The following is a 21,710-nucleotide window of genomic DNA, read 5'->3' on the forward strand; positions in this document are numbered from 1 at the left end:
TATCATTGCTATTCGGGAATCCACTGTATTCCCTATCCATCACACTGCATATAAGGGAGAAGATACTATGAAAAACTTTGTCATTCTAGGCGGAGGCTACGGCGGCATTACGCTGCTGCACGAACTGCTGGATCAGAAAATACCGGCGGATACCCAACTGATTTTGGTAGACCGCATGCCATTTCAAGGGCTGAAAACCGAATACTACGCATTGGCGGCAGGCACATCCTCCGATATGGAGTTGCGCGTAAAATATCCAACTCATCCCAAGCTGAATATTCGTTATGGCGAAGTGACCGGCATTCAATTGGACGAGAAAAGTATCCAGTTTGAAGATGGTGAATCGCTCGCTTACGATCAGCTGGTTATCGCACTGGGCTGTACTGACAATTTCCACGGCGTACCCGGCGCAGATGAATATACATGCACGATTCAAACCTTTGAAGCGACTCGCGAGACATATCGTCGCATCAACAATCTGCCTCCACAATCGACGGTTAATATTGTCGGTGGTGGTCTGAGTGGTATTGAGATCGCTGCGGAGATTCGGGAAAGTCGCGAAGATCTGCATGTACGCATCCTGGATCGCGGTGAACGTCTACTCTCCTCTTCACCAGCACGTATGTCCAAATACGTAGAAGCATGGTTCCGCGAGCATAATGTAGAGCTTCGCAACAAAATCAATATTAGCCGTGTCGAAGCAGATTGCGTCTATAACGGACCCGACGAGCGTATTCCTGCGGATATTACAGTATGGACTGCCGGTATTCGTCCCGTGCCGCTGATTGATGAACTGAATGTTAACCAAGATAACTCTGGTCGCGTCATTCTGGATGATCTGTACCGCATCCCAGGTCGCCCAGAAGTATTTGTATGCGGTGATTGCGCTTCTCTGCCATTCGCAGCCAGCGCACAAGCAGCAGAGTCTCAGGCGGAGCAGATTGCTAACGTCGTCGTTGCTGGTTGGAAAGGCGAAACACCAAAAGTACAACCACTTAAGCTGAAAGGTACACTCGGTGCACTTGGTAAGCATGCGGGCTTTGGCTCCGGCTTTGGCTTTGGCGGCAAAAGCTCCGTTACCGGTCGTGTTCCTCGCCTGCTGAAAAGTGGCGTACTGTGGATGTCCAAGCACCATTTCGGCTAGGATATACTATTATCGCGATCTGATACAGGTCGGTTACACTAGAATAGAATATACAACAAAAACCTTCTATATCCGTACGTTGGAGCTACTGCTCCTTGTACGGGATAGAAGGTTTTTTTATGACGCTATTGATCATCTGTCAATCGAGATCCAGATTCGCCCACGCATCGGCTTCGGCGATCTTTTCCTTGATTAAAGTATATAGGGAATCAGCATCGTCCGCTGATACGATCTCTCCGTTGACCAGTGCATACGGCATAGCGTAGCATTGTCCGCAGTTGCCAAGACAGCCATACTCTACTACATCATAATCCGGGTTGCCTTCCAGCTCCTTCAGGATCATGTCCGTCCCATTATGCATATTGCTTTGGCAAAATTCGATAATCGGTCTCATTATATATAACACTCCAATCTGTATTGCTCTGTGATGCTCGCTTTTTGGCATGATTCTTGTGCGTAGCCCACTCCATTTCTAACAAAAGTAAAAGGTCTGCAAACCTGCAATTGACTGCACAGATCAGCCATCTTTTGCAGCGCTACATCCTTTTTATTCTAGCACGATGTGCCTCTTCTGTATCGGATAATAAGGCAAATTTTAAAATAAATTTGAAATGAGTATAAAAATCAATGGTACAAATGCTGAAATTGGTTTACTTTTATATTATAATGTAGTTACGAAAGGAGTTGAACAATATGAGTGATAATAGCGTACAAACACAAATGTATGATGAAGTGCTTGAAGTGCTGGATAAATTGCGTCCGTTCCTGCAACGCGATGGCGGTGACGTGGAACTGGTAGACGTTGAAGACGGTATCGTCAAACTGAAGCTGATGGGTGCATGCGGTAGCTGCCCAAGCTCCACGATCACACTGAAAGCTGGTATTGAGCGCGCCCTTTTCGAAGAAGTTGAAGGTGTGGAAGAGGTTGTACAGGTATTCTAATCTGTTTCCTGTTCATGCTTAACGTATAGGCGATTACCAGCCAAAAGAGACCTTTCCACTACGGAAGGGTCTCTTTTTTATGCTGATTATTTACCAACGTAGGGACGGATCGGGTCCAGCCCGCCGGAGATGTCCATAATATTGCCTGTGATAAAATCAGAATCCTGCTCGCACAGATACGAGATGACACGGGCGATATCCTCGCCGCTTCCCGGGCGTCCACGCGGGGTTTCGCCATCGCTCATCCCGAGTACATCCTCAATCCGCTTTTCCTTGTTGTCGCCGCGTATATCACCCGGACAGATCATATTCACGGTGATGCCATTGGATGCTTCCTCTACAGCAAGTGTTTTGGTAAAGGACACCAAGCCGACTTTAGCTGCTGCATAGACCGCGCGATGTGGCCATGAACGCGATTCAGCAGCATGACCAAAGCCAAAGTGGATAATACGCCCCCACTTACGTTCACGCATACCAGACAGCACCCGATGATCCAGCAGCATCGTGCCGATCAGATTGCCCTGTAGCAGCTCCATAATCTCGGAACGCTCATAGTCGGCAAATAAGCGCCGTTCACGGATAAAGGGTCCCGCGTTGTTCACCAGAATGTCGACTGTACCTAGCTGCTGCTCCACCTCATCCACCAAACGGTCAATGTCCTGCTCTTTAGATACATTTGCCTGCACCGCAATACAGTGCACGCCCATATGTTCAATCTGTCGCTGAAGCTGCTCCGCTTCCTCTCGACTGTGTACGTAATTCAATGCAATATGATGACCCTGGCTCGCCAATGTGAGCGCCGTCATTTTGCCAAGACCTTTGGCACTTCCGGTAATAAGGGCGGTTTTACGTTCCAATCGTGTGCCTCCTTCAATCGATCTTGCGTACGTTTCATGTCCAGTGTACCGATTTATTTACTACAATGTCAAAATAGTGAGTACATTTCATTTCGTATCTCTGACAATACAGCAGGTTAGCTATCAAATTCCTTACCCGTGCTGTGATTGGTTTGAAACTCCACCCTATTTGCAGTACATTAGAAAAAGAAGCATGTAAACAAGGAATTCGTGCTCCATAGAACCTGAGGAAAGGAACATGATCATGAGTTCAGCCAAAGCCAAAACGAATGCCATGCGCATTCTAGATAAAGAACATATCACGTATCACGTACACGAATACGATCCCGAAGACGGTCAAGTACACGGCAATGCCGTAGCCGAAAAAATTGGTAAGCCTGCTGAGATCGTACATAAAACACTCGTCACCCGTGGAAAACATGGGCTGCATATCTTCGTCATTCCTGTCGCGGAAGAACTGGACCTCAAACAAGCAGCACGAGCAGCAAACGAGAAAAAGCTCGATATGCTGCCTGTGAAGGAGCTACTCGCCCATACTGGCTATATTCGTGGTGGTTGCTCCCCCGTTGGCATGAAAAAGCTCTATCCTACCTTTATTGATCATCGTGCGGAGACGCTGGAAACGATCATCGTTAGCGCTGGTAAGGTGGGGATGCAGGTGGAGCTTGCGCCACAGCAACTGGCAGAGGTGGTCAAAGCCCAATTTGCTGAGGTGTGCATTTGATTGTAATTGTATGTATGTGCAGATGCTTAGTGCATTTCTGTAGAGATTAATGGTGGCTTGATGGATATCGGCTTGAGGAATATAAAAAGAGCATCCCGCTTGTCATAAGCGGAATGCTCTTTTTGATTTGTTCATCTGTTCGCAATGACTTAGAATGCAGGGATAACTGCACCTTTGTACTGTTCTTCAATGAACTTTTTGGTATCATCGGAAGTCAGCGCTTTTGCCAGCTTTTGGATTGCTTCGGAATCTTTGTTATCTGCACGGGATACCAGATAGTTGGCATATGGAGCGCTGCTATCTTCCACCACCAGTGCAGATTTAGGATCGATTTTTGCTTCCAGTACATAGTTCATGTTGATCATCGCCATATCGACTTGATCCAGCTGACGAGTCAGCATCGCTGCATCCAGCTCTTTGAATTGCAGGTTTTTCGGGTTGGATGTGATGTCTTTGATAGTCGAAGTGATGTTTGTTTTGTCTTTCAGCTCGATCAGACCGTTATTAGCCAGCAGGATCAGTGCACGCGCACCGTTGGATACTTCGTTCGGGATCGCGATGGTTGCACCGTCAGGCAGTTGGTCAAGCGACGTATACTTTTTGGAATATCCACCGAATGGCTCGATGTGTACACCTTGTACCGTTACCAGATCCATACCACGGGATTTGTTTTGCTCATCCAAGTAAGGCTTTGTTTGGAAATAGTTTGCGTCCAGCTTGCCGTCATTCAGCTGTACGTTTGGTTGGATGTAGTCTGTGAATTCAACAACATCTAGGTTAACGCCTTCTGCTTCCAGCGTTGGTTTCAGGTGATTCAGGATTTCAGCATGCGGTACAGCAGTTGCGCCGACGCGCAGCGTTACTGGCTCAGAAGAGCTACCGGAAGCACCGGATTGTGCGGACTCATTACTATTGCTGGAAGAGCTGTTACCACAAGCGGCAACAACCGCAATCAGCATTACGCTAAGAAGTGCAAGCAACCATTTTTTCATGTTCATGTTCCCCTTTTTCTAATGTAGTATGAGTATGATAAAAGTGTCATAAACGCATTATACCTACCCGATAACTTGCTTATCGGCGTGAAAAATGAATCACCAGACGATCGCCCAGCATTTGTAGCGCCTGTACGATGACAACCATCAGTACGACCGCTACGAGCATAACGCCCATATCATAACGGTAATAACCGTAGTTGATTGCGAGTGTACCCAGTCCACCTGCACCGATCATACCAGCCATCGCTGTATTGGATACCAGTGCGACGATTGTTACGGTCAGACCAGCCAGCAGTCCCGGCATCGCTTCGCGCAGCAGTACTTTACCGACAACTTGCCCAGTTGATGCACCCATCGCATACGCTGCTTCAATCACACCGCGATCCACTTCACGCAGCGCAGTCTCCACTAGCCGTGCAAAAAACGGCGCAGCCGCAATAACAAGTGGTGGGATCGTTCCTTTGACACCAATCGATGTACCAACAATCATGGCCGTCACCGGCAGCAAAGCCACAATCAGGATAATAAATGGTACGGAACGCAAAATATTCACGATAACCGACAGTACCGTATACAATCCGCGTAAAAAGCCGGATGTAGAACGTGCCGTCATAAACAGCAATACGCCTAGCGGCAGACCAATCAGCAAAGTAAACAGTCCAGATGCTCCGACCATCTCTAGCGTCTCAATCGTCGCTGTACCGAATTCGCTCCAGTCAATCTGTGAAAAGTCCAGTTCGCCAAAGTTGCTCACGATTCCATCACCTCCACATTCAGACCTTCCGCTTTCAGCGTTTCCAGCGTTCGCTGCACTGCAGCCGATTCACCGTCAAAGCGTACAACCAGTTGTCCATACGGCACACTTTTTAGCGTTCCGATCGTTCCTTGTAAAATAGCAAAGTCTACACCGGTTGCGCGTACGGCACGCGACAAAATCGAATCGTACGTCTTCTCTCCAAGGAACGAGACTTTCACAGCCAATGAAGAAGCGCTGTGTGGACCTGCCAGCACAGCATCGAGCAATGTACCCTCGCTCGATTCGCGCGTAATGAAGTCGCGCGTAACCACATGCTGCGGCTTCAGGAACACTTCCGCAACAGGACCCTGCTCCACAATGCCACCCTGATGAATGACGGCAACACGGTCACAGATCGTCTGAATTACATTCATTTCATGCGTGATGAGCACAATCGTCAGATGAAAGCGCTGATTAATATCCAGCAGTAGATTGAGGATTGAGTTCGTTGTCTGCGGATCAAGCGCAGACGTCGCTTCATCACACAGAAGTACATCCGGGTCGCTTGCCAATGCACGAGCGATACCGACACGCTGCTTCTGTCCACCAGACAGCTGCGCTGGATACTTGCGCGCATGAGCTTCCAGACCGACCAGATTCAGCAGCTCCTGCACACGAGAGCGGATTTTCGCTTCCGGCGTTTTCACCAGTCTCAGCGGGAAGGCGATATTGTCATACACCGTTGCTGAGGAGAGCAGATTGAAATGCTGAAAGATCATGCCAATTTTACGGCGACGGGTTTGCAATGCCCGCTTGCCTAGTCGAGTCATATCCACATCATCAATCCAGACATGCCCAGAAGTTGGACGCTCCAACAAATTGATACATCGGATCAGTGTACTTTTGCCTGCACCGGAATGACCGATCACACCGAAAATTTCACCCTTTTCGATCGACAGGTTCAGGTTATCCAGTGCCGGACTCAGGTTCTTGCCTTTTCCGTATACTTTGGTTAGGTTCTCAAGACGGATCAAACGTATGGTCCTCCTCCCTGTTGTCAATCATGTTGCGATTTCGTTCGTATCTATTTTCAACTGGTTCTTTTTATACACAAAAAAGAGCCCATTTCCTGCAGAAAAGGGCTCTCTATCCGTAAGATATTGCCTTCTCATCTGCCAAAATCACAGACTGTGCATATGCTGTACAGCTGTCATCTTGTAGGATTTAGCACCATGTCATTTTGAAAAGGCGTATTGCCATCCGCAAAATCGGTTGCCGGGCTTCATCGGGCCAGTCCCTCCACCACTCTCGATAAGAAAATATGAAAACATCGAATGAAAATCTTTACTCAGTATATTGAACTTCACAGTCTTTGTAAAGTGCAAAATCCGCTTTTTTCACCTATTTCAGCAAATATTCATATTGGTAGAAAGTTCCGCCATTTCCCGTTCACATCCAGTTATATGGTGTATGGGAAGATGCAAAATGGTGTACGATGCTGGAATAAAATCATTGTTGTCTCATATGAAAACAGCTGACAAACACCATGAGATCGGTGTTGTCAGCTGGTATGCAACTCGTAGCTCGTAGCTCGTGCTAATGGTGCTGCGGTACAAATGATTTGTATATCATCAACGTGGTGCAGGCACGCCTTTGTCGCTTGGTGTTTCTTTGTTCCATGCGTCCGGCGCAATCTCACCGCGTGGACCGCGACTCAATTGCCATGTACGCAGACTCATATAACACAGAATCCCGAACAGGAACTGGATTAATAATGTATGCGCCATTGTAGCGAAGAAGTAGATTTCCGGTACGCTCATGGTGAAGATGTTGACTGCACCGCTGACAAATTGCAGCAGAATGAACAGGACTGCAATCAGACCCATTTTGCGAATGCCCGGATTGTTCGGATGGTAACGATATGCGTAATGACCAAGAATCGCAATAACGATCACCAGTGCCACTGCTGCTACACGGTGCAGGAAGGCAACAGCTACACCACCAGACAATTCCGGTACAATTGCTCCGTTACAAAGCGGGAACCCAGAACAACCGCCGCGCGAATCCGTATGCGTCACAAACGCTCCGGTGTAAACGACAATATACGTGAAGATCGTAGCAAACCAAGTCAGATTACGGAAGCCCTTGCTGACTGGCGGCTGATTGGACAGATCATGTGTCTGTTGGCGAATATGCAATCGCCGCGCTGTGAATGCCATCAGCATCGCACTGGAGAAAGCGATCATCGCAAAGCCAAAGTGCAATGCCATCACAGCCGAGGATTGGGAAAAGACAACCGCCATCGCGCCCATAATTGCCTGCAAAATAACGAATATAAATGTCAGCAGCGCATACAGTCGCAATTCACGATTTTTGTTAAAAAACATAAATCCGATAAACGAGAACAATGCAGTCAAACCAGCAAATCCGCTCACTGCTCGGTGCGTGTACTCAATCAACGAGGCGATCGTATAAGCGGGAATAAATTGACCGTGACAGAGCGGCCATTGTGCACCGCATCCCATTCCAGAGCCGGTCTTCGTAACGACCAAACCGCCCATTGTAGCCAAAAACATAGCGATACAGGTTATATAGCTCAACCATTTTAACTGTCGAATCGTGATCAGTGGCTTACGTGCCATAATAAGAATCACCCGCTGTTTAGTTAATAGTGACGTTCATGTGAAGTCCTCTTTTATTATAACGAAAGGACGGGCGGAGATACCGTATGCTTTGTGACAAAAAATGATCAATCTTGCCTGTACATCCAACGTAAACAGCCTGCTCCGCATCAGATGGGAACAGGCTGTAAGGTAGTACTTTTTATTCGGCAGTTTGTGCATTGGTAGTACTTTTTATTCGGCAGTTTGTGCATTCAGTGTATTGTACACTTCAACTGCACGATCCAAAAACTGCTCAATTTCTTGACGGGATTTGCGCGCTTTGTTAACAAAACGGATCAATTCTTTGCCGTTCGCATAAGCTACAAAGCTTGGGATGCCCATAATATTTTGCTCTTGGCTCACGTCGCCCACGCCATCCACATCTACTTCCACCAGTCGCAGACGATCTGCATAGTGAGACTCTACCTCTGGCATAAATGGATCGATATACTTGCAGTCTCCGCACCAATCGGCTTTGAACACAGCAATCGTCAATTCTGGTGAAGCAATGGTTGTATGAAAGCTTTCGCTTGTATTGATGATTTGCATGACCTATTCCTCCTTTTGGAACATCAAATTAAGATGCTTTGCCGCGCTGCAATCGCATTAGCGGACCGAGCAGCTTACGCAGCGGACCCGGATACGAGGATAACTCCTCTGCTCTTACGACGCGCAGCACCACCAGCAAGACCGGATACATAACCAGCGTTGCTATTCCTACCATACAACAACCGAGGAAAAATGCAACCCTATGATTCATATACGCAGTCAGCGCAATGCCACCCTGATTTAGCAGCAGACCTACTACTGTCAATATAATCACTGTCAGCAAAAATCCAATCCAGCGATTCCCCAGTACAGAGAACGGTACCACCTGACGCAACGAACGCAGATTCAGCACCGTGATGAGGATGAAGCACAAGCCTGTCGCCGCGATAATGCCATAGATGCCTAGCAGCGGTGCCAGTGCGACGCTCATAATCAGCTTCAGTACAATCCCAGCGAGCACATGGAACATGGACAGATTGACCTTGTTAATCCCGATCAGCATCGAGTTGGTTGTCATCATCGTAATCTGGAAAATCGTACCCAGCGTGAGCAGCGCAATAATGCCTGCTCCTTCCGTATTCGTAAACAGCAAACCGTTAATCGAATATGCCGCTGTCGTTAGCATCAGAACAATTGGAATCCCCGTTAATACCGAAATGCGCAGCGCCAGCGAAATCTGACGCTTCAGCGTATCCTCTTCTCGGCGCGCATAGGCTGCCGAGATCACCGGAATGAGCGATGTACTAAGCGCAATCGCTAGAATCGGTGGAATACCGGCAATGCTTTGTGCGCGTGTTCCGAGAATACCAAGCGCCGCAGTAGCTGCGCCGTCGCCGATATGACCGACCAGCAGTGGCTTGATCAGCGTACCGTCGATAAAGTTTACTGCCGGAATCGTCAGCGATGAGATGACAATCGGAATCGATAGTTTGAAAATATCACCATAAATCTGGCGCAGTGGAATAACCGTTTCCGATGCACTGGACGCTGTACTGAGTCGGTTGGCTGCATCCTGACGACGCAGCTTCAAAGTGTAATACAGCATTACGGCAAATGCCCCTATACTGCCCAGCACACTACCAAACGATGCACCGGCTGCAACTTCAATATCCCCATAACCGATCCGCAGCAGCGTATATGCCAGCAAAATAGCAGTCAGTACACGTGCAAACTGCTCAACAATTTGCGAAATACCGCCAGCAGACATCATATTGCGTCCTTGGAAATATCCGCGCATCATCGCAATGGCTGGAAACAGCAGCAAGGATGGTGCAATCGCCTGCAATGCCAATGCCGCAGACGGCTCTTTTGCCATCTGTGCATAGTACGGTGCCCCTATGTACATCAGCAGCGTCATCACTACACCAGCTGCTCCCGCAAATAACAGTGCCGCATAATAAATACGCTGTGCTTCATGTGGACGTCCAAGTGCATAGCGTTCAGATACCATTTTGCTGAGTGTACTTGGAATACCAGCTGTGGCAACCGCTAGCAGCATCAAATATACATTGTTAGCCAGCGTAAACGAAGCATCCCCAGTAAAGCCGAGCATATGCTCCAGCGGCACACGCTGCACCAGACCGAGCACACGCGCTACAAGTGCAGCGGCTGCCAGAATGATCGTGCCTTTAATAAATGATTCGCCTTTAGACAAAATGATTCCCCTTCTCTCAATGCCAATATTGCAAACTAGCAGACAATATAAAAACCGGAAGGCTGATTCGCCCTCCGGTCGTCGTTTTACGTCAGCATTACTATTATAGACACGCATCGCCCCGCTTCGCAATGCGACAAAACAAACGAAATCGTCACAGTGTTATAGAAAACCACAACTTAAACGATTACTGTCGATATGCGGTATATCGATATCACCTTTTGTGTACGAATGTTCCACCATCGCAAAAACAGTATCATCAATGCACAACAATCCAGATGATCCAGACACCGATCATAGCAAGCTGCAAAATGATTTTGACAACAGCGCTGGCAAACAGTCCAAGCACGGTTCCCCAGCCGACACGCAGCGCGTTCTTCCAGTCACGTCCCTGAATCAGCTCTGCCGACACCGCACCGATCAATGGACCAAGAATCAAGCCAAATGCCGGAATGACAAATGGACCAATCACCATACCGATAACAGATAAAATCACTGCCAGCCTTGAGCCACCGAATTTCTTCGTTCCATAAGCACCGACCAAATAATCGGCGACGAGCAGTACAACCACAATTACCGTTTCAATGATCCAGAACCACGGTCCAAACTCAGCAAATGTGAAAAACCAGCCGTATACGAAAAAGGCAAAATAAATCGCTACAACCGAAGGCAGGATTGGGTAGATGGTACCCAGCATCCCGATAATAAACAGGGCAATGACCAGCACCCAGCCAATAATCTCCATCGTCATATATCGTCTCTCCTTGTTACGATGTCCAATACGCGGATCATCGAAATCGATGTGTATTGCTATGAAGGTTGGCAAATGACCTCATAGGTTTGTATACCTGTATACTCTGCAATTGACACATTCGTTTCAAAAACATGTAGAGAAATGAAGACATTGACTATGGGGACTTCATCAACATGTATATCATGCCATGATATATGGTTGTAGACCGATACTTATACGTTAAACGAGAATATGATCGCGGATCACTTCAACGATGCCGTCATCATTGTTGCTGGCAACGACCAAATCGGCTTCTTGTTTGACTGTATCCTGTGCATTACCCATCGCTACGCCCAAACCGACCGCTTGAATTACTGCCAGATCGTTCAGACTATCGCCAACTGCGACCACTTCGGACATGTCAATATTCAGCAGCTTACATACTTCAGCGATACCTGTTGCTTTATTAATGCCGAGTGGATTGATCTCCAGATTGTACGGAGACGAATTGGAAATTTCCAGTCCACCCATGTCCTGCAAGGTCATAAGAATATCATGACGCAGCTCGTCGTTAGGCGTGTTATAGCCAAATTTGAGCCATTCTACTTGCTCTAGCGGCTGATTCTCGTCCAGCCAGTTATCTCGGTTGTAAAGACGCTCAACGGAATATGCCCAGAACCAGACATCCTTGTCGATAGCCAGCTGGTGCATTTTGCGGATATTGTCCGGGTCAAGCAGCGTACGACGATACAGCTCGCGCGGGGATTTCCATACTTCACTGCCGTTGACAGTGACCATCGGTGTTTCCAATCCCAGTTCTTGTCCGTATGGCAATGCGCTGGAAGCAGCACGACCAGTAGACAGGCAAACGTGAATGCCAGCGTCCATCGCTTTGTGGATCCATTTGCTTGTTTCAAGGCTGATTTCGTGATTGTCGTTGAGCAGGGTGCCATCCATATCGAGGGCGAGTAGTTTGTATTTAGGGGTTGTCATTGGTGGGTCCTCCAGTTGAATTTAGTCTGTTTGGAAATTAACGTTTTGCGTTGGAGCAGTGGAACAGTAGAGCGTTGATGATTTATCCACTGCGGAAAGGAATAAGGGAACGTCCTCGGGTGGAGCCGCGGGAATCTTTTGGATTAGGAAAGAATGAAGATTCCCGCAGCTCCAAAGCTGTAAGATATTTCGCTTCGCAAAAATCACTTTTTATCGAACCCCGTGTTTGCAAATCACAAACACTGTAAGTCGTTCTTTTCCCTTATTCCTTCTCTCCGTTCCGTGCATATTCTCACTTCTTACTCGTCACTTGTCACTTGTCACTTGTCACTTGTCACTTGTCACTTGTCACTTGTCACTTGTCACTTGTCACTTGTCACTTGTCAAATTATAGCGATGTAGACAGAAAAGTATTTCAAACTATATGCAGTATCTACATACCGTTTAAGACAGCAATGGAACAGTTGCGCACTTTGGGATAAGTAGGATCATTTACACTTTTGCGAGATCGAGTATATTCGCAATCTCATTAACTTCATATCAAGATAAGTGTAGCATACTCTGATTCGTGCTCTCAAAATTTTTTGTAAAATGTAAATCAGGTTTTCGTAAGATTTTTCTTTTGAATTATGTATATACCCATTTTCAGAAAGATGATAGGAATGCGGTCAGATGAATGGGTTGGATCATTGAGAATAAAACCAAAAGGCACAGTGTATGTTGCACTGTACCTTTTGGTTTAGTTAGTAGTTTTATTCTATATGGGGTGGCTGTTGTGTTTGGTTCATGGGGTTTGGTGTTTCTGGATGGTGGTGATATGTTGGGTTCACGTAGGCAAATATTGCTTGCTTCTAATCTGCCCTGTGCTGCTCTGCTCTTTTTTCTATGTTCCACTCTGTTTTAGTCTGTTTCCCTCTATTTTTCTCTGCCCTGTTCTACTGTATTACTCGGCTGGAACAGCCCTGGTTTGGCGCCATTTGCGGAGTAGGATGCCATGGCGAGGAGAAAGTAGGAAAGTGATGATGAACAGGATCCCTGCAGTGGTGACGATGCTGCCACCGATGGAGGCGTTTAGGATGTATGCGGCGGCGTAGCCGAGGATCGAGCTGGCGATGCCGACAGCTACACTAGTCAGCAGCATGATATGCAGGCGGTCAGTTAGCAGGTAGGCGGTTGCTGCCGGAATGACGAGCATACCGACGACGAGGATCGCGCCCACACTTTCAAATGAAGCGACGGAAGTCATCGACACCATACCCATAAGCAGGTAATGGAATAACAGTACGGGAATGCCGCAGGCAGCCGCGAGTGCTGGATCGAATGCGGTTAGTTTGAATTGTTTGTAAAAGAGCGTTAGCAGCGTTACCACTACGATCAAAGTGAAGCCCAGCATCCAGATGGAGCGTGGTCCCATATCCATGCCGTTCAGTGTCCAAGTATCCCACTGTACATAGGCAATTTCGCCAAATAACACACAATCAAGGTCCAAGTCGATGTTGCGTGCATTCAGACTGACAATGATTACACCAATGGCGAATAGGACGGTAAAAATAATGCCAATGGACGCATCGGATTGCACACCAGAGCTTTGCAACCATTGAATCAGAAAGACCGCCAGCAATCCCAACGCAGTCGCGCCGATCATCATTGCCAGCGAATCCCGTCCACCGCTAAATAGAAACGCGATGGCGATGCCCGGCAATACAGCATGGCTAATCGCGTCGCCGATCAGTGCCATTTTGCGCAAAATCAAAAAGCAGCCCAGCAATCCGCAGCTTGCCGACATGAGAATCGCTGTCGTTATAATCCAAAAATCACTGCTCATGTGTTACCCCTCCATTGCGCTGCCATTGTTGCCGATTGCGACGATGCTGCCACATCCGTGCCAGCCAGCCGCGGCGTGGAGCTAATAATGCCGATGCAGCAAAGATCAGCGTTGATGCCAATACGGTTACAGGTCCAGTCGGTAACTGCGATACCATTCCACTCCATAACGTACCAACTATGCCGCTCACAGCCCCGAATATTCCGGCAATGATCAGCATCATATACAAACGATCTGTCCAATACCGCGCCGCAACTGCTGGCGTAATCAGCAGCGCTGACATCAATACAACGCCAACCGCTTGAATGCCGGATACGACCACGACAACGGTCAGCAGCAAAATCAATTGCTCCAGCCAAACTACGCGCCAGCCCAATCCGCGAGCAAAATCGCGGTCAAAGCTAATCAGCTTGAACTGTTTGAACAGTAAGCCGCATAATACTAGCAGCACCACACTGATTCCTGTGAGCAAATACAAATCCTCACGCATCATAGACGCCGCCTGACCGAACAAAAATTTGTCCAATCCGCTCTGTCCACCGTCCCCGCTATGCTGAATCCGAGTAAGCAGCAATACACCGATACCGAAAAAGAGCGACAGTACAATGCCCAGCGCTGCATCCTGCTTGATGCGTGAATAGGTCGTAATCCAACGAATACCAAAGGTCGCAATTACCCCGGCAATCAACGCCCCGATAAAAAAGCCCAGCGCCGATTTGGCGCCCGTCAGCATGAAGGCGATACAAATACCCGGCAAAGCGGCATGAGCAAGCGCATCACCGATCAGGCTACGCTTTTGCAACACCATATAGCAGCCGATGACGCCACTGCTTAGTCCGAGCAGCATGCAGCCTGCGATAATCCAGCGTACATTGGGATCGCCAAGCATGGAGATGAGCATAGTCATCATATATCCCTCCTTATTTTCCGGCGATGATTATGCCGCCTTGATCGTTTGACTGTAAAAACGTAATCTTGCCTCCGTAGGCACGTTGGAGCATGTCCGCTGTAAATGTCTGACCAACCGGTCCGGCTGCTACCAGTTCACGGTTCAACAACAGTACATCGTCAAAATAGGATTCCACGGTCGACAGATCATGATGCACGACAAGAACGGTTTTCCCCTGCTGCTTGAGTTGTTCCAGTAGTGTAATAATCGCCTTTTCGGTCGTTGCATCCACACCAGCAAAAGGCTCATCCATCAAATACAAATCCGCCTGCTGTGCCAATGCACGCGCCAAAAAGATACGCTGCTGCTGTCCGCCAGATAGCTGGCTAATCTGGCGACTCGCATAATCTGCCATCCCTACCTGACGCAAACATTCCATCGCGGTTTCTTTTTCCTTTTTGCCTGGACGACGGAACCAGCCTAGCCGTCCATAGGTACCCATTAGTACAACATCCAATGCGTGGGTAGGGAAATCCCAATCGACTGATTCGCGCTGCGGGACATAACCGATTCGTTTGCGCTGCTCGGTATAGGGCTTCCCGTAAATGTGTACCTGTCCACTGAGCGTTGGTACCAGTCCCAGCATTGCCTTCAGCAGCGTCGATTTACCAGCACCGTTCGGTCCAAGCAGACCGATCAGGCGACCTTCGCCCAGTGTAAACGAAACATTTTGTACAACTGGCTTTTTATGATAACTGACTGTGATGTTTTCAACGCGGAGCGGACAATCATTTGCAGAGATAGAACCACTCGTGATATGGGCTGAGGTGGATGCGGATAACGATGTAGTCATTGAATCGCCCTCCTTTAGGAGCTAGGATTGTTTTCTCGTACTGTATTCGTGTCTTCGGATTGTACATTGTATGTGGTGCAGAGATCATTTCATCATTGTTATAGCTGTACATTCATGCGATAGCGCTACAAGTTATACCTATCGTGATACCTATGATGATTACTGTATCTATTCATGTAGTACGCGATACTCAGTAGAATATCGGATGTTATTTCAACGCATCGACGATGGTTTCCGTATTGTGTTTGACCATACCTGCATATGTGCCTGCTTCGCTGTCAGCAGCGCCCAACGCATCGGAATATAGCTCACCGCCCATGCTCACCTGATGCCCCTGCTCGGCAGCTCCGGCGATGATCGCTTCCATCGAGCGTGCTGGGATACTGCTTTCCACAAAAACAGCTTTGATACCGCGTTCCACTAGCATATTTCGCAGCTCGACTACATCTTTGGAGCCGTATTCGGAAGCGGTGCTAATGCCTTGCAAGCCGCGTACCTCCATGCCGTAAGCATCACCATAATATCCAAACGCATCATGAGCAGTCACAAGCACTCGGCTTTGCTGTGGAATCGTAGCTATTTGCTGCTGAATATCAGTGTGCAGTTGTTTCAGCTCTGATAGATACGCATCCGCATTGCTGTGATAATCATCAGCATGAGCAGGATCGGCTGCTACTATCGCATCACGAGCACGTTCAACCGCGCTCATCCACAGGCTAACATCAAACCAGATATGCGGATCATGCTCGTTTGCATTTTCCTCACTTTGCCGGAGTCGTTCTGATGCAATCTGGTCCGTGATCGCAACAACTTGCCGTGTATCGCTCATCTTTTCCAAAATGTCAGTCATACTTCCTTCCAAATGTAAGCCGTTGTACAGCACCAGATCGGCATCATCCAGCTTGCGAATATCGCCTTGGGAGGCTTTGTACATATGCGGATCGACACCCGGTCCCATGAGACCAACAACCTCTACATGCTCGCCGCCTATTTGTCGCGCAGCATCGGCGATCATGCCAGTGGTAGCAGTAATATGCAGAATGCCATCCTGTCGCTTCCCTTCTGCCTGTCCATTGCTGCATCCGGCAGTGATGACAATGAGAGCAGCTAGCCAAATGAAATGAATCCAACGGTAATGCTGTGTACGCACAGGTTGATTACGTTGATGTAAGAGTTGCTTTAGTAACTGCTTGAATACAGATAGGCTTTGATACATAAACGATTCCCCTTTCGTGATTCACTTTTGATAGATGCTAGAATGGGTATGCTGATTCGTCGGTAGCTGACTGATATGAGATATGAGACTGTACTATTTGTGCAGAGCTGCACAACGCGGCAATAGGAAATGACACACCGTATGTTTCCTTTATGACTTTATTTTTATATAAGCCACATTTGTTTCCTTTGTGCAAATTTTAAGGCGTAGGGAAAGAAAAAACAAGAATGTAATTGTAAACATATCGTTTGGGAAAACGGATACTTTGAGGCATACAAAAAAGCCTGCTTATCCATGAGAGGACAAGCAAGCTAGATTGCAGGAATCGAATGTTTCTTATTGCGTGCTATTCGTTTCTGCATCACCGTTTTGATTCTGGGTTTTCTTCGGTACGCCGTCCAACCCGTACTCTTGGTCATAGGCGTCAAAGATTTTGACTGCAACCGGAGCCGCACTACGGGAACCGAAGCCACCTTCTGGAATAACCACGGCGACAGCTAGTTTTGGATTATCGCGTGGTGCGAAGGCGATGAATACGCCGTTATCGACGATTTTGCCGTATACGGACTGCTGGGATGTACCCGTTTTCCGTGCCACGTCATAACGATAGTTTTTCAACACTTCTACCTTACTACGCATCCCGTTGATAACTACATTCCAGTCTTCGGCAGGGAAGTTGATTGTATTAATCACTTCGCGTCCGTATGTTTTGACTGTATTGCCTTTCGCATCTGTGATTTTGCTGACAAATTGAGGCTTTAAGCGTTCTCCTCGGTTAGCAATGGTAGTTACATATTGCGCCAATTGTAAGGTAGTATAACGTCCTTGCTGTCCAAAAGCAGCATATGCCATTGCTGCCTGAGCACTACCTGCTGCTTCGATATTGGTATACTCACCACGCCCAGGATTTTCATAAGGAAGTCCGCTATTGGTTGTTACACCAAGGCCAAATTCCTTCATGTATTTGTCCCATACATTGACCGATTCGTTGCCGTATTTGCTGTATAACGGTTTACCGATCATATCGATCATGAATGCGTTAGACGATTTCTCAATAGCTTTTGAAGGAGTCAAAGAGTTTAATACCTCGCCTAGTGCATTTCTTACACGAGTTTCATAGCCTGCTCTACCAAATTCAGCATAGCCGCGATCATAATAACCCGCATAAGGTCCGAAAAATCCCTCTTTCATCCCAATCAGAACGGTCAAAGGCTTAATAACTGAACCCATTAAGACAAGCGATGAAGCGCGTTTGCCGTTATAAATCTCACGAATGGTTCCGTTTGGATAATAGGGCTCAATCGCCTTCAACTGTTCAGCAGTCGGCGACTGCGACCAGATCATAGGGTCATAATCCGGCATGCTTGCCATCGCGACGACATTCCCTGTATCGACTTCCATCGCCACCGCATAACCTGTTAGCGCATTGGCAGCATGTGCATTGCCGCTGCGATAGGAACGCAGAAATGAAATCTGATCCATGATCGCCTGCTGGGTAGCCAACTGTACATTTTTATCAATCGTCATCCATAGATTGTAGCCCTTCTGTGGTGGTGTCAGCTGCGCTCGTCCATCCACACGATTGAGCGCATTGATCGGTGTGCTGCGTACGCCATTTTTACCGCGCAGCTCATCTTGGAATGTGTACTCCAATCCATCCACGCCAACTAGCTCGGTATCCATATACCGTTCATCGGTGCCACTAAGACGAGCACGGTTTTTGTATTTGTTCATACTAGATTTGACACCGGAAAAGCCTTTCAAATAGCCGATGGTCTGCACAGCCACCCGATCAGGGCTGTATTCGCGAATACTTTCCTCGCGTACTTCGATTCCCTGATAGTCGTCTTTATGCTCGAGGAAATAAGCGATTTCCTTGTTGCTCAAATCTTTTTTGATTCGACGCGGGGTATAGCCGTAGTTTTTGCGATACGTAATATCCATCGCTTCAATAATCTGATCGGCAGTCATTGTATGATTCGGGTCACCATATGTATTGAATACCCGCTTCAGATCGCCGACGATTTTCAAAAATTCCTGTTTATTCTCATCCAAACGGTAGTCCTTGCTCAATGTAAAATAGAGTGATTGCGTAGATACCGAATAAGCGATCTTACTGCCAGACGCATCGTAAATGATGCCCCGACTTGGCATAATCGGCGTCTCATTATTGACGATACTAGACTCCGCTTCCGTCAATGTAGGACCTTCCACAAACTGCAAAATCGCCAGCCGAACCACAAGCACACTGAAGATCAGAAACGTTGCAAAAAAGAAAATATTCAAACGGATCGAGAACTGCCGCCGGTGACTCTCTTCAAATTCTTCCGAATCGGTCGAATTCCATTTTTTCATCGACTGGGTAAACCTCCTATGTCCTATCAAGTATATGCGCAAGCGACAGGCAAACGTATTCATATTCAACAATTATCATATTCCATAATATGTAGTTGTTTCTTCATTTTAGCATATGTGTGAACAAGAACAAATGCCATTCGCAATCATAATGAAAACACACCAACTCCTTATGCGGTCTTGGCAGCAGTAGACTTTATTTAGTATTACCTACTATTAACCATGTCATGAGGACGATGCCTACCTGCTGTAAGCCGTATAGCAAATATTTCTATGTATGAATCATTTTGTATCGCATGTAAAACACTCGAACTGTACATTTTCTATGTCTATTCCTATCCCTTACTATCTACACGTTTACAGTATGACCTAAATAAAAAAGAAGCAAGCGTAGTGCCTGCTTCTTTTTCACTTTTGCCTAACCTAGTCCATGAGGATATAGCGGCTGATACTCATATACTATTATTGACTTGTATTTGTGCTATCCTGATTGTCTGCATCCGCAGTAGCATCTGTGGATTGCTTTTTCGGTACGCCATCCAGTCCGTATTCCTCATCGTAAGCATCAAAAATCTTACGAGCGACTGGCGCCGCACTTTGCGAACCAAATCCACCCTCTGGAATCACAACAGCAACAGCCAGTTTTGGATTATCACGTGGTGCAAAAGCGATAAATACACCGTTATCGACAGTATGACCATAAATCGATTGCTCAGATGTACCTGTTTTACGAGCAAGATCATACGGGAATCCATTGAATGAATCTACCTTTGTCTTCATACCTCTAATAACTGTATTCCAATATTCATCTGGGAAATTAATAGTATTGACAACCTGTGGCTTGAACTGCTTCACCACATTGCCTTCCGCATCGGTAATTTTGCTAACCAATTGCGGCTTCAAACGTTTCCCTCTATTGGCAATCGTCGTTACATACTGTGCCAATTGCAACGTTGTATATTTCCCTTGTTGACCAAACGATGCAAATGCCATCGCTGCCTGTGTACTACCAGCAGCTTCGATATTCAGATACTCGCCAGAACCTGCACTTTCGCCAGGCAGACCACTTTTGGTCGAAACACCCAGCCCGAATTCCTTCATGTATTTATCCCATACATTTACAGAATCTGCTTGATATTTACGATACAATGGCATACCGACTTCGTCGATCATAAAGGCATTAGAAGAGTGCTCAATTGCTCTAGCAGGATCAAGAGAACCATATACGTGTCCGCTAGCATTTCGAATTTTGGTTGTATGACCTTCCTTACCGATCTCGGCATACCCTCTATCTTGATAATACGTATATGGAGTAATCACGCCTTCTTTCAATCCAATCAGTACAGTAAGTGGTTTAATAACCGAACCCATCAGTACCATGGAAGAAGCATGCCCCTCACGATATACCTCTTTAATCGTTCCGTTTGGATAGTACGGAGTAATTGCTTTGATCTCATCACTGGAAGGCGCAGTGCCCCAGATATTAGAGTCGTAATCCGGCATACTTGCCATTGCCACAACATTACCTGTAGCCACATCCATCGCGACCGCATAGCCTGTTTGCGCATTTGGCGCATAGGAGCTTCCGCTACGATACGAATGCAGGTAAGACAATTGATCGGTAATCGCTTTTTGCGTTGCCAGCTGTACATTTTTGTTAATCGTCAGCCAGACGTTATCGCCTTTTTGCGGAGCGGTCAGTTCCGTGCGTCCAGTTGCGATATTCAGCGAGTTAACCGGTGTTGTTTTCAGACCGTTTTTGCCGCGTAGGGCGTCCTGATACGCATACTCGATACCGTCGACCCCTACATACTCGGTGGACAGGTATTTTTCATCCGCATCGGTAATACGCGATTTGTTGATATAGTGATCCATCGTAGTGCTGACACCACTGAATTGACGCAGATAACCGACAGTCTGTACGGCTACGCGATCCGTATCATAGTGACGTACACTTTCCTCTACGACTTCAATTCCGGGAAATTCGTCTTTATGCTCCAGAAAATGAGCAATTTCTTCGTTCGTCAGATCTTTTTTGATCCGTCGTGGGGTATAGCCGTAGTTTTTCTTGTAGGTGATGTCCATCGCATCAATGATCTGCTGGGCAGTCATTTTCTCGTTAGGATCACCATATTTGTTGAATACCTGCTTCAACTTAGCAACAATGTCGTATAACTCAGGTTTATTTTTCTCCAGCGAGTAGTTTTTGGACAATGTAAAGTAGAGTGACTGGGACGAAGTGGAGTAAGCGATTCGCTGTGTACCGGTAGCATCTAAAATGTTACCCCGGATTGGCGGGATTGGCGTGCTTTTGGTGGAGATGCTTGCTTCCTGCTCACGCAGATTCGGACCTTCTACAAACTGTAAAATCGCCAGACGTACAATGAGAACAGTAAATACGATAAACGTGGCAAAAAAGAACACATTCAGACGGATAGAGAATTGGCGCTGATTTCTGAGTTCGCGTTTAGACGACTCATCAATACCCGATTTTTTCATTACTCGATCTTTTCCCTTCTCTGGCAGCACTGTATCATGATGCCTGCTTGAATCTTGGTTTTGCGTAGTTCTATACCGATGGA

The 21,710-nt window shown here is 47.1% G+C and carries 19 protein-coding genes and 1 riboswitch; of the genes, 3 read left to right on the forward strand and 16 right to left on the reverse strand.

All coding sequences use genetic code 11. From position 1 onward, the window contains the following. Positions 1–67: 67 nt before the first annotated feature. A complete protein-coding gene (locus ABXR35_RS17190) occupies positions 68–1,144 on the forward strand; it encodes an NAD(P)/FAD-dependent oxidoreductase (protein WP_367063177.1) in 1,077 nt (358 codons plus the stop codon). A 139-nt stretch (positions 1,145–1,283) separates the two neighbouring features. Here the strand turns inward: ABXR35_RS17190 and ABXR35_RS17195 are convergent, their stop codons facing one another. Then, entirely contained in the window at positions 1,284–1,538 is a 255-nt protein-coding gene (locus ABXR35_RS17195) for a YuzB family protein (protein WP_367063179.1), read from the reverse strand. Between the two features lie 299 nt (positions 1,539–1,837). Between ABXR35_RS17195 and ABXR35_RS17200 the strand changes: the two genes are divergently transcribed. Beyond that, entirely contained in the window at positions 1,838–2,086 is a 249-nt protein-coding gene (locus ABXR35_RS17200; protein ID WP_367063181.1) for a NifU family protein, read from the forward strand. A gap of 86 nt (positions 2,087–2,172) precedes the next feature. On the opposite strand, the gene ABXR35_RS17205 is transcribed toward ABXR35_RS17200, so the two are convergent. Further along, the gene (locus ABXR35_RS17205) at positions 2,173–2,943 is read right to left on the reverse strand and encodes an SDR family oxidoreductase (protein WP_367063182.1); all 771 of its coding nucleotides are present in this window, start codon (positions 2,941–2,943) and stop codon (positions 2,173–2,175) included. 244 nt (positions 2,944–3,187) lie between these two features. Here ABXR35_RS17205 and ybaK point away from each other — a divergent pair, with 244 nt between their 5' ends. Then, positions 3,188–3,667 carry a Cys-tRNA(Pro) deacylase gene (ybaK, locus tag ABXR35_RS17210; RefSeq protein ID WP_367063184.1) on the forward strand — a complete coding sequence of 160 codons (480 nt, stop codon included), beginning with the start codon at positions 3,188–3,190 and terminating at the stop codon, positions 3,665–3,667. A gap of 149 nt (positions 3,668–3,816) precedes the next feature. Here ybaK and ABXR35_RS17215 read toward each other — a convergent pair whose 3' ends face one another. From ABXR35_RS17215 to ABXR35_RS17280, 14 genes are all read right to left on the reverse strand, one after another. Next, positions 3,817–4,659, reverse strand: coding sequence for a MetQ/NlpA family ABC transporter substrate-binding protein (locus ABXR35_RS17215; protein ID WP_367063186.1), 843 nt, complete (start codon positions 4,657–4,659; stop codon positions 3,817–3,819). Between the two features lie 79 nt (positions 4,660–4,738). Beyond that, entirely contained in the window at positions 4,739–5,416 is a 678-nt protein-coding gene (locus ABXR35_RS17220; protein WP_367063188.1) for a methionine ABC transporter permease, read from the reverse strand. Continuing rightward, positions 5,413–6,432, reverse strand: coding sequence for a methionine ABC transporter ATP-binding protein (locus ABXR35_RS17225; protein ID WP_367063190.1), 1,020 nt, complete (start codon positions 6,430–6,432; stop codon positions 5,413–5,415). Before ABXR35_RS17225 ends, ABXR35_RS17220 begins: the two co-directional genes overlap by 4 nt. Before the next feature lie 131 nt (positions 6,433–6,563). After that, positions 6,564–6,716, reverse strand: a riboswitch (SAM riboswitch). 313 nt (positions 6,717–7,029) lie between these two features. After that, a complete protein-coding gene (locus ABXR35_RS17230) occupies positions 7,030–8,040 on the reverse strand; it encodes a COX15/CtaA family protein (protein ID WP_367063192.1) in 1,011 nt (336 codons plus the stop codon). A gap of 213 nt (positions 8,041–8,253) precedes the next feature. Further along, positions 8,254–8,610: a thioredoxin family protein gene (locus ABXR35_RS17235; protein ID WP_367063194.1), complete on the reverse strand. Its 357-nt coding sequence runs from the start codon at positions 8,608–8,610 to the stop codon at positions 8,254–8,256. 28 nt (positions 8,611–8,638) lie between these two features. After that, complete coding sequence (locus ABXR35_RS17240; protein ID WP_367063196.1) at positions 8,639–10,264, reverse strand: putative polysaccharide biosynthesis protein; 1,626 nt, start codon at positions 10,262–10,264, stop codon at positions 8,639–8,641. Between the two features lie 259 nt (positions 10,265–10,523). Next, on the reverse strand, positions 10,524–11,009 hold the full coding sequence (locus tag ABXR35_RS17245) for a DUF456 domain-containing protein (protein WP_367063504.1): 486 nt from the start codon (positions 11,007–11,009) through the stop codon (positions 10,524–10,526). A 228-nt stretch (positions 11,010–11,237) separates the two neighbouring features. Continuing rightward, positions 11,238–11,990 (reverse strand): Cof-type HAD-IIB family hydrolase, encoded by a 753-nt coding sequence (locus ABXR35_RS17250; protein ID WP_367063198.1) that lies wholly within the window; start codon positions 11,988–11,990, stop codon positions 11,238–11,240. A 943-nt stretch (positions 11,991–12,933) separates the two neighbouring features. Then, complete coding sequence (locus tag ABXR35_RS17255; RefSeq protein ID WP_367063200.1) at positions 12,934–13,815, reverse strand: metal ABC transporter permease; 882 nt, start codon at positions 13,813–13,815, stop codon at positions 12,934–12,936. Next, a complete protein-coding gene (locus ABXR35_RS17260) occupies positions 13,805–14,725 on the reverse strand; it encodes a metal ABC transporter permease (RefSeq protein WP_367063202.1) in 921 nt (306 codons plus the stop codon). The genes ABXR35_RS17255 and ABXR35_RS17260 overlap by 11 nt, the downstream gene beginning before the upstream one ends. Positions 14,726–14,735: 10 nt before the next feature. Then, a complete protein-coding gene (locus ABXR35_RS17265) occupies positions 14,736–15,557 on the reverse strand; it encodes a metal ABC transporter ATP-binding protein (RefSeq protein WP_367063204.1) in 822 nt (273 codons plus the stop codon). 208 nt (positions 15,558–15,765) lie between these two features. Beyond that, positions 15,766–16,773 (reverse strand): metal ABC transporter solute-binding protein, Zn/Mn family, encoded by a 1,008-nt coding sequence (locus ABXR35_RS17270; RefSeq protein WP_367063206.1) that lies wholly within the window; start codon positions 16,771–16,773, stop codon positions 15,766–15,768. A 336-nt stretch (positions 16,774–17,109) separates the two neighbouring features. Further along, positions 17,110–19,128 (reverse strand): peptidoglycan D,D-transpeptidase FtsI family protein, encoded by a 2,019-nt coding sequence (locus tag ABXR35_RS17275; RefSeq protein WP_367063208.1) that lies wholly within the window; start codon positions 19,126–19,128, stop codon positions 17,110–17,112. Between the two features lie 462 nt (positions 19,129–19,590). Continuing rightward, positions 19,591–21,627 carry a peptidoglycan D,D-transpeptidase FtsI family protein gene (locus tag ABXR35_RS17280; RefSeq protein ID WP_367063210.1) on the reverse strand — a complete coding sequence of 679 codons (2,037 nt, stop codon included), beginning with the start codon at positions 21,625–21,627 and terminating at the stop codon, positions 19,591–19,593. Positions 21,628–21,710 lie beyond the last annotated feature (83 nt).

It is taken from the genome of Paenibacillus sp. JQZ6Y-1 (assembly GCF_040719145.1).
GTDB classification, from domain to species: Bacteria; Bacillota; Bacilli; order Paenibacillales; family Paenibacillaceae; genus Saccharibacillus; species Saccharibacillus kandeliae.